Genomic DNA, 13,421 nt, shown 5'->3' with positions numbered 1-13,421 from the left:
GATGCCACCTGACAGGCGACCGATGCGGCGGCGTTCTTCTGAGGGGTCGGGGAGGCTCGCTCGGAAGGCGCCTAACATGGAGGCCCGCCGTCTGCCTGAGGAGGTTCCGGTGCTGCCCGGCACAACGTCGAGCACGGTCGCAACCCCGGCCACGGAGGCCTCCGGCGGTCGTCACGCGTCCCTGTGGTCGTTCGCGGCGGCGCGTCAGGGCTTCGCGGCCCACTGGGTGTTCCTCGTCGCGTTGGCGGCAGGGGCCGGGCTGCGGCTGGTCGCCATGATGGGGTACCGGCCGGCGCTGTGGTTCTGGGCCGACTCGTTCGTGTACGTCAATGCGGCGATCGATCCGCAACCGCTGGAGTCGCGCCCGGCCGGGTACTCGCTCTTCCTGTGGGCTCTGCGGCCCCTCTCGAGCTTCACCGCCGTCGTGACGGTCCAGCATCTGCTCGGGCTGGCCATGGCGGCCTGCGTCTACGCGGTGCTCCGGCGCCGCGCCGGGCTGCCCGGCTGGGGGGCGACGCTCGCCGCGGTCCCGGTGCTGTTGGACGTGCACATGGTGCAGCTCGAGCACCTGGTCATGGCCGATCTGCTGTTCACGTTCCTGGTGACGGCGGCGGTGACGGTACTGCTCTGGCGCGAGCGCCCGGGGGTGGGGACGGCCGTCGCCGCGGGGCTGCTGCTCACGGCCGCCACCGTCACCCGCACCGTCGGGCTTCCCGTGCTGATCGTCGTGCTCGTCTGCATGCTGCTGGCACGAGCACGCTGGAGGGTCCTGCTCGCCTGCGCGCTCGCGGCGGTCGTCGGCCTCGGCGGGTACGCGGCCTGGTACCACAGCGACCACGGCGTCTACGGTCTCGGCGGGAGCAACGTCTGGCTGTGGGCGCGGACGATGAGCTTCGCCGACTGCGCGAAGATCAAGCCGGCCGGCGAGGAGAAGGTCCTCTGTCCCGCCGGGCCGGCAGAGGGGCGGCCCGCGCCACCGTCCTACATCTGGGACGCCGCCTCGCCGCTCGCCAAGGTCGCCAAGGACGCCGACCGCGAGCGGCTGACCGGCGTGTTCGCCAAGGAGGCGATCACGGCGCAGCCGCTGGACTTCCTGATGACCGGCGTCAGGGACGCCCTGTGGAGCTTCGAGTGGACGCGCAGGGTCTACCCCACCCCCGGGCCGCAGAGCGCGTACGTCTTCCCGCCCTCGGCGAAGCCGTTCACCGACAAGATCGCGTCGTCCGGCCGCACGGCCCCGCAGCTCACGGCGGCCTACCAGGGCCGGAGCGCGGACACGGTGCTCGTCGAGCCCTATGCCCGGTGGCTGCGCGCCTACCAGGAGCAGGGCTATCTACGTGGCCCGTTCCTGGCCGTGATCATGTTGATCGGCCTGTTCGGGGTGCTCGTGCGGTGGCGGCGGCTCGGCGGCCCGGCGCTGCTGCCGTGGGCGGTCGCCATGACGTTGCTCCTGCTGCCGCCGTTGATCGCGGCGTTCGACCACCGGTACGTCGTCCCGGTCATCCCGGTGGCCTGCATGGCGGCGGGGCTGGCGTTCGAGGGCCTGCGGCGCGCGGGCCGGGAAGCGCCACGGAGTACGCGGGAGCGCTCCGAGCCCGTGCCGGGGAACGGCGCCCCGGTGACAGGCGGCTAACGTGACCTAGGCTCATCTAATGTCGCCGGTCTAAGCTGCGGGCATGGACGAGCGCCAGCGGTACGACCGCGCCACCGCGGACCTTGATCCTCCCTTCGCGATCGTCGACCTGGACGCGCTCCGGTCGAACGCCGCCGCCATGGTCCGCCGGGCCCACGGCAAGGCGATCCGGGTGGCGAGCAAGTCCGTCCGCTGCCGGGCCATCCTGCGCAGCGTGCTGGAGATGGACGGCTTCGAGGGCGTCATGGCGTTCACGCTGCCCGAGGCCCTGTGGCTGGCGGCCGAGGGGTTCACCGACATCCTGGTGGCCTACCCGACGGTGGACAGGGAGGCGCTGGCCCGGCTCGCGGGCGACACGCGGGCGGCCCGGGAGATCACGCTGATCGCCGACTGTCCCGAGCATCTCGACCTGGTCGACGAGGCGGTCGGTGGCGTGCCGTCCCGCCACGAGATCCGCATATGTCTGGATATAGACGCGGGTTTCGTCGCGCTGGGAGGCACGATGCGCGCCGGAGTGCTGCGCTCCCCGGTCAGAGAGCCGGAGCAGGCCGTGAACCTCGCCACCGAGGTGACCAAGCGCCCCGGGTTCCGGCTGGTCGGCCTCATGGCCTACGAGGCGCAGATCGCGGGCGTCGGCGACCGGGTTCCCGGCCCGTACGGCCGGGTGGTCCGGTGGATGCAGGAGCGGTCGCGGCGCGAGCTGATCGTCCGGAGGGGACGGATCGTCGAGGCCGTCCGGCAGGTCGCCGACCTCGAGTTCGTCAACGGCGGCGGCACCGGCTCGCTGGAGAAGACCACGCGCGAACGGGCGGTCACCGAGATCGCCGCCGGGTCGGGGTTCTACCACCCGCGCCTGTTCGACTTCTACCGCGGCTTCACCGGGCGTCCGGCCGCGCTGTTCGCCCTCCCCGTGGTGCGCAGGCCCGCCCCGGGGGTCGTGACCGTGCTCGGCGGCGGCTACCACGCCTCAGGCTCCCCCGGCGCGTCGCGCCTGCCGCAGCCGTACCTGCCCGCGGGTCTCGGCTACAGCGGCCGGGAGGGCGCGGGCGAGGTGCAGACCCCGCTGCTCGGCCGGGCCGCCCACGACCTCCGGATCGGCGACCGCGTGTGGTTCCGCCACGCCAAGGCCGGCGAGCTGTGCGAGCGCTTCGACGCGCTGCACCTCATCGAGGGTGACCGGATCGCCGAGACCGTGCCGACCTACCGCGGCGAGGGCAAGACCTTCCTCTGAGCGCCCGCGCGAACAGGCCCGGACCGGCGCGACGTCAGCGGCGGCGGCGCCAGAGGGCGATGGCGGCGCCGACGACCACGATGGCGCCCACGCCGATGAGGATGGGGGCGAGGTTCCTGGCGGGGTAGTCGTCCTGCCAGCCTTCCTCGTCGGACCCGTACTGGGAGTATCCCGCCGGGGACGAGGCGCCGATCATGTCGCGGGCCGCCGTGACCAGATGCTCGGCATTGGCCTTGACCCGGGCGACGCCGCGCTCGGCCACCCGTTTAGGGCTGACGCGGTCCACGATGGCGTCCACGGTGACAGCCAGCTCCGCCCGGGTGCGCTCGATTTCCTTCTCGAGCGCCTCGGGATCGGTGTCCGCCATGACGATCCCCTTCTCTTGCTCCCGGGCGAGCCGCCCTCGCCCGGCTCGCCGCTACCTTGCAGCGATCAGTCTGTCAGGTCGGGTGACCACCCGGCACGGGGGGCGTGCCGGTAGGTTGTTCCCGTGACGCAGACGAGACTCGAGCCCGGCGATGCCGCACCCGACTTCACCCTGCCCGACGCCGAGGGCAAGGACATCAGTCTGGAATCCTTCCGCGGCAAGCGGGTCATCCTCTACTTCTACCCCGCCGCGATGACGCCGGGGTGCACAAAGCAGGCATGCGACTTCCGTGACAGCCTGGCGGGGCTGACCGCCGCGGGCTTCGTCGTGCTGGGCGTCTCCAAGGACTCCCCGCAGAAGCTCGCCAAGTTCGTCGAGCGCGACTCGCTGACGTTCCCGCTGCTGTCGGACCCCGATCTGGCGGTCCACCAGGCGTACGGCGCCTACGGCGAGAAGACCATGTACGGCAAGACGACGGTCGGCGTGCTGCGCTCCACCTTCGTCATCGACGCCGACGGCAAGATCGAGAAGGCTCTTTACAACGTGAAGGCGACGGGTCACGTGGCGCGCCTGCGCAAAGATCTCGGTCTCGCCTGATCGGTACGGCGAGAGCCGCGCGCTCAACTAAGATGGCGCAAGCCGCACAGGCACGGGGTCGTAGCCCAACGGCAGGAGGCACAGGTTTTAGGTACCTGACAGTGTGGGTTCGAATCCCACCGACCCCACCCCGCCGTCGTTCGTCGCCTCCTCTGGAGAACGATCATCATGGGTGTCGCCTTCAGTGATGTGGTCACCTCCGCGCCGAGTGCCTGGGGGGCGTCCAACGCGACCGCCGCGGCATGGGTCTTCCCGCTCGGCTGGCCTGTCGCGGTCGCGCTGATGGCGCTGGTCTCCGATCCGGCCCAGATCTGGCATGCCGCCGACCGGTACGGCACCGTCGCCCGGCTGGTCCGGCAGGCGAACGACCAGATGACCGAGGCGGTGACGCGCCGCTCCCGTGCCGACGACTGGACGGAGCGAGGACGCGACGCCTTCATGGCCAACCGGCTCCAGCCCTACCAGGCTGCGCTGGACGAGGCCGCCGGCATGTACGACGACATGGACCACGCGCTGAAGGCGAGCTCGGTCTCCTACACCGCGCTCGGCCTGTCCTCGGCGACCGTCGGGGCGGCGCTGCTCAGCTTCGTGGCGCCCTTTCTCGCGGCCGCGGTGGTGCCCGGCCTGAACGCCTCCGCCACCTATGTCGCCAACACGGCCATGGTGGAGGCGGGAACGGTCGTCAGGTCGATGGTGGCGGGCCTGGCCAAGGTCAACGGCGCGCTGGCGTCGGTGCTGTCCGGCCTCGCCGTCCGGCTCGGGGTCTCGGAGTCGGTGATCTTGGGGCTCGGGGCCGGCACGCTGGGCGCCGCGGGCGGTTACCAGACCTTCGGCCGCGCCGCGCCGACAATGCGCGACAGCGTCAGGTCGGTGCCGTGGCCGAAGGACCTCGGGGGCGAGTCCTCCCTGCCCTCCGGGTACCGTCGCGCGACGGCCGCCGATCTCGACGCCCTGAAGAGCATCCGTCCCCCCTCCATCGAGGCCCTGGGCAGAGATCTCGACCTCAGCGCGTCCGAATCGCTCGACGAGGCCTGCGCCCTGGCAGGAGGGAACGATGTGGGCCTTCCGGGGTTCGGCGGGGCCGGCGTCCATCTGGCCGGTGTCTGCCTCGCCATGCGCGACAGCGCGCTACGGCATCTCACCGCCGGCCGCGATCAGCCTGGCACGTGGCTGCCCGCGCTGAGGACGGTGGCGGGCAACTGGGCCAACGCCGAGCAGGCGACGGTGGGCGCCACCGGCCACGGCCGCTGAGGCGTCCGCGCAAGCAGCAAGGCCTCCGCACAGGCGGGCCGAGGCGGCCCTACGCACGGCTGCGACGTCCCCGCGACACACGAGAGCCGCCTCCACGTGGTGGAGGCGGCTCTTTCCCGCATCGGCCCGCTGGGCAGAGGGCGTCAAGCGAGGGAAAGGGGAGAGGATTCGGGGTCTCGGGGTCGCGTGGCAGTCCCCCCGGCCACGCGACCCGTCGTCTTTGTCCCCTGCATCTCGTTCTCCCTTTACTCACCCGAAGGTGTGCTCCCAAAAAGAACTATGCCGGACGAGCCGTAAGACCGGTGTAAGCCATTTGTCCCGTACGACCTGGGTCGTAGACACAGATCCCTCTCCAGGCGGAAGGGCGGTGAGCTGGGCGAACGTAGGGTTGGTCACGTGTTCGGGAGAGTGCGCTCATGGGGGGCCAGCCACGCCAAGCTGGTGGACCTGCTGTTCCTGGTACCGCTCCTCCTCATGTGCCTGACGTCGATGGCCAACTACGACCGCGGCACCAGCCACCTGCCGGGGGCCATCGGCCTCGGCGTCCCCGGATACCTGGCGGTGTCGGCGGCGCTCATCGCCCCGCTGTTCTGGCGCCGCAGCCGCCCCGTCCACGCGTTCGCGGCCGTCGCGCTCATCAGCTTCCTGCAGTGGCTCCTGCGCGTCGAGCCGCTCCCCGCCAACCTCGCGGTCCTGGTCGCGATGTACAGCGTCGCGTCGCTCTGCGCCCTGCGCTGGGCCATCGCGGCGGGGGCGATCGTCGAGCTGGGCGTGTGCCTGGTGCTGCTCCGCTGGGGAGAGCTGACCGTGCTCGCCCTGGCCTCCGGCTCGCTCTTCATGGCCGCCACCTGGATCGGCGGCATCTACGCCAACACCCGGCGGCGGTACCTGGAGAGCCTGGAGGAGCGGGCGGTGCGCGCCGAACACGAGCGTGACCAGCAGGCGCGCATCGCCGCCGCGGCCGAACGGGCGCGCATCGCCCGCGAGCTCCACGACGTGGTCGCCCACAACGTGAGCGTGATGATCGTCCAGGCCGACGGGGCGGGGTACGCCATCGACAGCGATCCCGAGCAGGCGCGACGGGCCGTCCAGACGATCTCCAGCACCGGGCGGCAGGCCCTCGCCGAGATGCGCCGCCTGGTCGGCGTGCTCAGGCAGGACGACGCGAGCGAGGAGGAGTACGCGCCGCAGCCGGGGGTGGCCGAGCTCGACGGGCTGGTGACCCACATCCGGCGGTCCGGCCTGCCGGTCGAGTACACCGTCACCGGCACCCACCGCGACCTGCCCGAAGGGGAACAGCTGGTGATCTATCGCATCGTCCAAGAGGCCCTGACCAACACCCTCAAACACGGCGGACCGGGCGCGAGGGCCCGGGTCGAGATGGAGTACGGTCCACAGGAGATCATGCTGCGGGTGACGGACGACGGGCGGGGCGCGGCCGCGCCGCGCAGCATCGACGGGCACGGGCTCATCGGCATGCGCGAACGTGTCGCGATGTACGAGGGCAGCGTGCACGCTTCCCCTTGCCCAGGAGGAGGATTCCAGGTGGCCGTACGACTCCCCGTGACCAGGGCCGCATGAGCATGCCCGGCGAGCAGGACGGGGCGGCGATCAAGGTCGTGCTGGTCGACGACCAGCAGCTCGTCCGCGCCGGCTTCCGTATGGTCCTCGGCGCCCAGCCTGACATCGAGGTCGTCGGGGAGGCCGCCGACGGCGCCGCGGCGCTGGAGCTGCTCCGCGCGGTGCGGGCCGACGTCGTCCTGATGGACGTGCGCATGCCGCGCGTGGACGGCGTGGAGGCGACCCGGCTGATCGGCACCATGGCCGACCCGCCGAAGGTGCTCATCCTGACGACCTTCGACCTCGACGAGTACGCCTTCGCGGCGCTGAAGGCCGGCGCCTCGGGATTCCTGCTGAAGGACGTGCCCCCGTCCGACCTGATCAGCGCGATCCACTCGGTGCACTCGGGGGACGCGGTCGTGGCGCCGAGCACGACCCGCAGGCTGCTGCAGCGCTTCACCGTCCACCTGCCCGGCGTGGAGGCGACCGAGCCCGACGGGCTCCGGCAGCTCACCGCACGCGAACGCGAGGTCCTGGTGCTGGTCGGGCGGGGCCTGTCCAACGCGGAGATCGCGCAGCGGCTCGTCCTGGCCGAGGCCACGGTCAAGACGCACCTCGGCCGGATCCTGGCGAAGCTCGGCGCGCGCGACCGCGCCCAGGCGGTCGTGTACGCCTACGAGACCGGCCTGATCACTCCGCTCGGCGGCACCGCGCCCGAGCACTGACCCGCATCCGGCCGGCGGGGTCGGCCGAAAGGGTGAGTCCCCGGTACCTCAGCAGTCGCACGGGCCCGTCCGGCACCCTCTCCAGGCGTACCCCAAGTCCGTTCCCAGGGGCCACGAATCGCGGCACATGCGGCAATAGCGTTGATCTCGCGGAGATTCCGCAGCTCAGACACTTACCGCTTGAGGAGCCAGACGTGACCGTCACCGGAGAGGAAGCCGTCCGCCGGGCGGCCGCGTCCACCGCCGCCGTCGTCGCCAGAGGGGTGACGAAGGTCTACGGCAAGGGGGACGCCGCCGTCCACGCGCTGCGCGGGGTGGACGTGCGGTTCGACACCGGCGCCTTCACCGCGATCATGGGCCCGTCCGGCTCCGGGAAGTCGACCCTGATGCACTGCCTGGCCGGCCTGGACACCGTGACGGACGGCGAGGTGCGCATCGGGGACATCGAGATCACCCGGCTCAGCGACAAGCGGCTAACGCTGCTGCGGCGCGAGCGCGTGGGGTTCATCTTCCAGGCGTTCAACCTGCTCCCGACGCTCACCGCCGAGCAGAACGTCCTCCTGCCGCTGGACATCGCCGGCCGCCGGCCCGACCAGGAGCTGTTCGACACGGTGATCCGTACCGTGGGGCTCGGCGACCGGCTCAAGCACCGGCCGAGCGAGCTGTCCGGCGGCCAGCAGCAGCGCGTCGCGGTCGCCCGGGCGCTCATCAGCAAGCCCCAGGTCATCTTCGCGGACGAGCCGACCGGCAACCTGGACTCGCGCAGCGGCGCCGAGGTGCTGTCCTTCCTGCGCACCTCGGTGCGCGAGCTGGAGCAGACCATCGTCATGGTGACCCACGATCCGGTCGCCGCCTCCTACGCCGACCGCGTGGTCTTCCTGCGCGACGGCGTGCTGGTGACCGAGCTGGCGCATCCCTCCCCGCAGACCGTGCTCGACACGCTGATGAAGCTGGAGGGCTGAGGTGCTGAAGACCACTCTGGCGGGACTGCGGGCGCACAAGCTGCGCCTGCTGCTGACGTCGCTGGCGATCACGCTCGGCGTGGGCTTCATCGCCGGCACCTTCGTGCTCACCGACACGATCCAGGCGGGGTTCACGGAGCGCATCGCGGCCTCGGCCGACAAGGTGGACGTGGCGGTGGTGCCGCAGAGCACGCGCGGCGACGAGCCCGCCCTGCTCCCGCCGGGCGACCTCGCCGCGATCCGCGGCGTCAGTGGCGTCGCGGACGCGCAGGGCGTGGTCCAGGGGGACGCCGCCCTGATCGGCAAGGACGGCAAGGCCGTCGGCGACCTCTCCACAGCGGGCATCTCGATCGCCACCGGCGGGCTGAACCGTACGGCGATCACCTCCGGCGCCGCGCCGGCCGCCGCCGACCAGGTCGTCATCGACGCGAACACGGCGAAGACCCGCGGCTTCGCGCCCGGCGACACCGTCAAGGTGCTCGACGGGCACGGCAAGCCGCACGCCTTCCAGGTGGTCGGGCTCTTCGACGTGGGCGTGGACCAGGGGCTGGCCTACAGGGGAGCGGTGGGGTTCACCACCGCCACGGCGCAGGAGATGACCGGGGCGAAGGGCTTCGTGGAGATCGACGTCGCCGCGGCGGCCGGCGTCACCCCGGAGGGGCTGAAGGCCGCCGTCTCCTCCGCGCTCGGCGGCAAAGGGTACAAGGTCTACACCGGGCAGGAGCTCGCCCAGGAACTGGCCAGGAGCAACGGCGCCGACATCGATGTCATGGCCGCGGCGCTGCTGATGTTCGGCCTGGTGGCGATGTTCGTCGCCGCCCTGGTGATCTACAACACCTTCAACATCCTGGTGGCACAGCGCACCAGGGAGATGGCGCTGCTGCGCTGCATCGGAGCGACGCGCAGGCAGGTCTTCGGCTCCATCCTGCTGGAGTCGGTGGTGGTCGGGCTCCTGTCGTCGGTCCTCGGCCTGCTGACCGGGCTCGGGCTCGGCGCGGGCGCGCTCGCCCTGCTGAAGGCCGCCGGGCAGGACGTGCCCTCGGCCGGGGTCTCCCTCGCGCCGCGGACCATCGTGCTCGCCCTCGCCATCGGCCTGGTCGTCACCGTCGCCGCGGCGGTGCTGCCGGCGCGTTCGGCCACCAAGGTCGCCCCGGTCGCGGCACTGCGCACCCAGACCGACGAGCACACCTTCAGGACGGGTGTGCTGCGGGTGGTGTTCGCCTCGCTGTTCCTGCTCGCGGGCGTGGGCACCACGGTCACCGGCGTCCTGCTGTCCCCCGGCGAGCAGGCGCTGTACATCGTCATGGCCGGCGGCGTGCTCACCTTCTGCGCGGTGCTGATCCTCGGCCCGGTGATCGTCAGGCCGCTGAGCGCGTTCGCCGGGTGGGCGCCCGCCACGCTGTTCGGCGTCCCCGGCAGGCTCGCCATGGACAACTCGCGCCGCAACCCGAAGCGCTCGGCCACCACGACGATCGCGCTGACGATCGGCGTGACGCTCATGACGCTGATCTCGGTCATCACCGCCACGAGCCGGGCGACCTTCACCGCCCGGCTGGACAAGCAGTTCCCCGTCGACTATCTGGTCTCCGCGCAGATCGCCGCCTCCGCAGGCAAGGACGCCGCACTCCCCTGGGCGCTGGCCGCCGGCCTTCGCGCCCGGCCGGAGCTGACCTCGGTCGTGGAGATCCGGCAGTCGCAGGCCCGGGTCGCGGAGGACGCCGCCACCGGCGGTACCGGTGCTGGCGGCGCCGGCGGCCAGGCCGGCAAGGACCGCGCCACCGACCAGGTCGGCACGTTCAACGGCCCGTACGAGGTCGCGCTGCGGAAGGGATCGTTGCGCGGCTTCGAAGGCGCGTCGGCGGTGGTGGCGGACGACGTCGCCCGAAGGCTCACGGCCGAGCCCGGTGACACGATCGCGATGGCCACGCCGAAGGCGGGCACGGTACGGCTGAAGGTGCTCGGGGTCTTCGACCCGGACACGGTGCCGCTGCCGGACGTCACCGTGCCCGAGGCCGCCTTCGAGCGCTACTTCGGCCCGCTGGACGACACCCGGCTCCTCGTCAACGCCAAGGACGGCGTGACCGCCGACGTCTCGCGAAGGGCCGTCGAGGCCGCGGCGCAGCCGTACCCGACCGCCAAGGTCCTCAGCTCCACCGAGGTCAGGAGCGAGTTCGACGACGCGCTGGACATGCTGCTCATGATGGTCGCCGGTCTGCTCGGCCTGGCGATCCTGATCTCGCTGCTGGGCATCGCCAACACCCTCAGCCTGTCGGTGCACGAGCGGACCCGGGAGTCGGCGCTGCTGCGAGCCCTCGGCCTGACCCGGCCGCAGCTACGGCGGATGCTGTCGGTCGAGGCGCTGATCCTCGGCCTCATCGGCGCCATCGTCGGCGTGGCGCTGGGCGTCACGTTCGGCTGGGCCGCCACCCAGACCCTGGTGGAGGACATCCTCTTCCGGGTGCCCTTCACGCAGGTGCTGCTGTTCGTCGTCCTGTCCGGCGCGGCCGGGGTGCTCGCGGCGGCCCTGCCCGCGCGCAAGGCCGCCCGCGCCTCCATCGTCGGCTCCCTGGGGAGCGACTAGTCGTACCCGGTCAGCGCTCACCCACGCCGAATCCCACGTACTCACGGAGATGGCGTGCGGTGAGCGTGTCGGCGTCGGCGACCAGCCGGGCCGGGGTGCCGGTGAACACGACCCTGCCGCCGTCGTGGCCCGCGCCCGGCCCGAGGTCGATCACCTGGATCAGGTTGTGGTCGTCGGCGACGGGCGGCTCGTGACGGGAGGGGGCGGTGGCCACGCGGGGCTCTCCTTTGCTGCTGCTACTGGCGCGGTGCGGCACCTTCGTGGACGGTCAGCGAGACGGAAGAGGCCGTGACCCGAATCGATCATCTCCTCCATTCGGTGTAAAGGGTACGAGGCGCGAGGGCCGCCGACGCCTCTATTCGCCAAACTGTTCGATACCGACCACCGTGCCGGCGGCTTCCTGCCGCACAATCGAGGTCGGCCGCCGTTGCCGGCGTCCGCCGACCAGAAGGAGCCACCCTGTGACCATCCGCCGTGTCGTGCCCGACATCCGTACCGGAGACCTGCGGCAGAGCCGGGAATTCTACGGCCTGCTCGGCTTCGAGGAGGTCATGAACCAGGGCTGGGTGATGACGCTCGCCTCCCCGTCCAACCCCACCGCGCAGATCACGTTCGTGACCGGGGACGCGTCCGCCGCCGTCCAGCCCGAAATGAGCATCGAGGTGGACGACGTGGACGCGGTGCACGCGGCCGTGGTCGCGAGCGGCGCGGAGATCGTGCATCCGCTCCAGGACGAGCCGTGGGGAGTACGCCGTTTCTTCGTCCTCGATCCCAACGGCCGCGTGGTGAACGTCCTCAGCCACCCGTGACAGGGCACCGGCCTAGCGGGGGCGGCGCCCCGCCCACTGGTCGGCCACGGTCTCCGGGGTCAGCAGAGGACGGATGGAGATCTCGCCGGTGATCCGGTCGATGACGACGCACCCGCCGCCCACGGTGGCGGGCAGCGTGCTGGGATCTTCGGGTTCGGGCGGCTTCGCCCAGGCGACGTAGCCGTCGTCGAAGGCGTACAGCCCGACCTCCGTGGCCTCCTCGGCGGGGAGCGGGCCGTTGAAGTACTCCTCGGCCAGCACCCTCGCCTGCTCGGGGGACACCGCTCGCCCGTTCACGGCCGCCTCCCCCGCCAGTCGATCACCGCGCACAGGACTCCGCTCACAGCCGCCTCCCGCGCCGGTCGACGGCGACGCAGAAGACCCCGGTCACCGGCCCGGCGGGCGGATCCACCGAGGTGTGCCCGCGCTGGGCGTCGATCCAGACGACCTCCCCGGCGGCGTTGACGGCGTTCCACGCGTGGTTGCCGCCGGACGGCCAGCGGGTGACGAGCACGGCCGCCGCGCCGTGGCCGCCGGACTCCAGCCGCTGCGCCACCGCGGTGTACGCGCGGCGGCCCTGCCCGACGTACTCGAAGCGGTGCCCGAGCCAGCGTTCGGCGCGGGCGACGCCGCCGGGTTCGCCGTCGAGCGACGGCCGCCCCAGACGGTCGTACTCCGGCCGGCGCGGCGCGGCCACCACCGGCTCGCCGTGCCACGTCGAGAGCACCGCGAGCGCGCAGTCGAGTGAGTTGGTCGCCCGGAAGGGATCCTCCGACGGGCCCTCCCCGTTGATCAGGCGGATCCAGGTGCCCCGCGGATCGGGGAACCGGGCGCCGTCGGGCACCGCCTGGCACAGATCGCGCTGGACCTGCGGGTCGGGCCAGGCCAGCCCGCCGGGCGTGCCGTACGGCCGGGAGACGTCGAGCCGGGGCGGCCTGTCCTGCGCGTCGAACCAGTCGCCCATCGGCCCCGGCCAGCGCGGCGGCTCGTCGTTCTGCCGGGACGAGACCTCCTCCGGTCCGGGGAACGAACGCGAGGGCCCGTCCGGCCCTGGGGACGAACGCGGCTCCTGCCCTGGGGACGAACGCGAGGACCCGTCCTGCGCCGGCGGCGAAGGCGCCTCTCGCACCACCGGCACGCCCTCGAACCCCCGGGACGCGACACCGTTCCCGTTCCGCGGCTGGAAGGCGAACCCGTCCTGCCATGGGACCGACGCCCCCTCCTGCCCGGAACATCCGTTCTGGCCGGCGGACCACGCCGCGTTCGCTCCGAGGGCCAGGGCGCCGTTCGCCTCCGGGAGCGAGGTGCCGCCCTGCGATCGCGGACGGGACCCGTTCACCGCCTGAGCCTGGCCATGGGCGGAGGACCCGCTCTGCCGCTGAAGCGCCGGCTCGTCCTGCCGCTGGTGCGCAGGTGGCTCCTGGTGTGGTGCCGGGCCGTCGTGCCGCTGGGACAGCAGCCCCTGGTTGATCGTGAGCGGCCGCAACAGCGGCCGCCATTCGTCGGCGGGGACCTCCGCCGCGAGCTCGTAATCACGCCATCGGACACCATCGGTCGTGACGACGGGGTTGTACCCCGCCTCCGTGGGCGGCCGCCGCGACGCCCCCGCGCCCGACGGACCCCCGTGACTTGCTCCGGACAATGTGCTTCCCCCTACTTCCGCACTGACCCGGTCGAAGGCCGATCGTAGGGGTGCCGCCGGGAC

General features: G+C 72.1%; 13 protein-coding genes and 1 tRNA gene. 10 read left to right on the top strand and 4 right to left on the bottom strand.

Annotation, left to right across the window (positions count from 1 at the left end; genetic code table 11):
* The first annotated feature begins 109 nt into the window (after positions 1–109).
* Together MYF83_RS12835 and MYF83_RS12830 are read left to right on the top strand one after the other, a co-directional pair.
* Positions 110–1,633 carry a hypothetical protein gene (locus MYF83_RS12835; protein ID WP_248960504.1) on the top strand — a complete coding sequence of 508 codons (1,524 nt, stop codon included), beginning with the start codon at positions 110–112 and terminating at the stop codon, positions 1,631–1,633.
* A gap of 43 nt (positions 1,634–1,676) precedes the next feature.
* On the top strand, positions 1,677–2,864 hold the full coding sequence (locus MYF83_RS12830; RefSeq protein WP_248960503.1) for an amino acid deaminase/aldolase: 1,188 nt from the start codon (positions 1,677–1,679) through the stop codon (positions 2,862–2,864).
* A gap of 34 nt (positions 2,865–2,898) precedes the next feature.
* On the opposite strand, the gene MYF83_RS12825 is transcribed toward MYF83_RS12830, so the two are convergent.
* Positions 2,899–3,231 (bottom strand): DUF3618 domain-containing protein, encoded by a 333-nt coding sequence (locus MYF83_RS12825; protein ID WP_248960502.1) that lies wholly within the window; start codon positions 3,229–3,231, stop codon positions 2,899–2,901.
* 123 nt (positions 3,232–3,354) lie between these two features.
* Between MYF83_RS12825 and bcp the strand changes: the two genes are divergently transcribed.
* From bcp to MYF83_RS12790, 7 genes are all read left to right on the top strand, one after another.
* A complete protein-coding gene (gene bcp / locus MYF83_RS12820) occupies positions 3,355–3,828 on the top strand; it encodes a thioredoxin-dependent thiol peroxidase (protein ID WP_248960501.1) in 474 nt (157 codons plus the stop codon).
* Positions 3,829–3,882: 54 nt separating this feature from the next.
* Positions 3,883–3,956, top strand: a tRNA-Leu gene (locus tag MYF83_RS12815).
* A gap of 40 nt (positions 3,957–3,996) precedes the next feature.
* Positions 3,997–5,079, top strand: a complete 1,083-nt coding sequence (locus MYF83_RS12810) for a hypothetical protein (protein WP_248960500.1) — start codon at positions 3,997–3,999, stop codon at positions 5,077–5,079.
* Positions 5,080–5,475: 396 nt separating this feature from the next.
* Positions 5,476–6,660, top strand: a complete 1,185-nt coding sequence (locus MYF83_RS12805) for a sensor histidine kinase (RefSeq protein ID WP_248960499.1) — start codon at positions 5,476–5,478, stop codon at positions 6,658–6,660.
* A complete protein-coding gene (locus MYF83_RS12800) occupies positions 6,657–7,364 on the top strand; it encodes a response regulator transcription factor (RefSeq protein WP_248960498.1) in 708 nt (235 codons plus the stop codon). The genes MYF83_RS12805 and MYF83_RS12800 overlap by 4 nt, the downstream gene beginning before the upstream one ends.
* A 194-nt stretch (positions 7,365–7,558) precedes the next feature.
* On the top strand, positions 7,559–8,326 hold the full coding sequence (locus MYF83_RS12795; RefSeq protein WP_248960497.1) for an ABC transporter ATP-binding protein: 768 nt from the start codon (positions 7,559–7,561) through the stop codon (positions 8,324–8,326).
* A 1-nt stretch (position 8,327) separates the two neighbouring features.
* Positions 8,328–10,907 (top strand): ABC transporter permease, encoded by a 2,580-nt coding sequence (locus MYF83_RS12790; RefSeq protein ID WP_248960496.1) that lies wholly within the window; start codon positions 8,328–8,330, stop codon positions 10,905–10,907.
* 10 nt (positions 10,908–10,917) lie between these two features.
* On the opposite strand, the gene MYF83_RS12785 is transcribed toward MYF83_RS12790, so the two are convergent.
* Positions 10,918–11,121: a hypothetical protein gene (locus tag MYF83_RS12785; protein ID WP_248960626.1), complete on the bottom strand. Its 204-nt coding sequence runs from the start codon at positions 11,119–11,121 to the stop codon at positions 10,918–10,920.
* A 247-nt stretch (positions 11,122–11,368) separates the two neighbouring features.
* Here MYF83_RS12785 and MYF83_RS12780 point away from each other — a divergent pair, with 247 nt between their 5' ends.
* Positions 11,369–11,716, top strand: a complete 348-nt coding sequence (locus tag MYF83_RS12780; protein ID WP_248960495.1) for a VOC family protein — start codon at positions 11,369–11,371, stop codon at positions 11,714–11,716.
* Positions 11,717–11,728: 12 nt separating this feature from the next.
* Here the strand turns inward: MYF83_RS12780 and MYF83_RS12775 are convergent, their stop codons facing one another.
* Both MYF83_RS12775 and MYF83_RS12770 read right to left on the bottom strand, forming a co-directional pair.
* Positions 11,729–12,013 carry an SUKH-4 family immunity protein gene (locus tag MYF83_RS12775; protein ID WP_248960494.1) on the bottom strand — a complete coding sequence of 95 codons (285 nt, stop codon included), beginning with the start codon at positions 12,011–12,013 and terminating at the stop codon, positions 11,729–11,731.
* Positions 12,014–12,056: 43 nt separating this feature from the next.
* A complete protein-coding gene (locus tag MYF83_RS12770) occupies positions 12,057–13,358 on the bottom strand; it encodes a toxin glutamine deamidase domain-containing protein (protein WP_248960493.1) in 1,302 nt (433 codons plus the stop codon).
* Between the last annotated feature and the right edge of the window lie 63 nt (positions 13,359–13,421).

Origin of the sequence: Sphaerisporangium perillae, assembly GCF_023276435.1 — a bacterium.
Lineage (GTDB): Bacteria > Actinomycetota > Actinomycetes > Streptosporangiales > Streptosporangiaceae > Sphaerisporangium > Sphaerisporangium perillae.
The sequence above is the reverse complement of the archived record's forward strand: the minus strand, read 5'-3'. Positions and strand labels throughout refer to the sequence as shown.

Bases quoted from the DNA above. Each gene is read 5' to 3' on its own strand.
- MYF83_RS12830 (WP_248960503.1), top strand. From the start codon at position 1,677: ATGGACGAGCGCCAGCGGTACGACCGCGCCACCGCGGACCTTGATCCT.
- MYF83_RS12825 (WP_248960502.1), bottom strand. From the start codon at position 3,231: ATGGCGGACACCGATCCCGAGGCGCTCGAGAAGGAAATCGAGCGCACC.
- MYF83_RS12810 (WP_248960500.1), top strand. From the start codon at position 3,997: ATGGGTGTCGCCTTCAGTGATGTGGTCACCTCCGCGCCGAGTGCCTGG.
- MYF83_RS12800 (WP_248960498.1), top strand. From the start codon at position 6,657: ATGAGCATGCCCGGCGAGCAGGACGGGGCGGCGATCAAGGTCGTGCTG.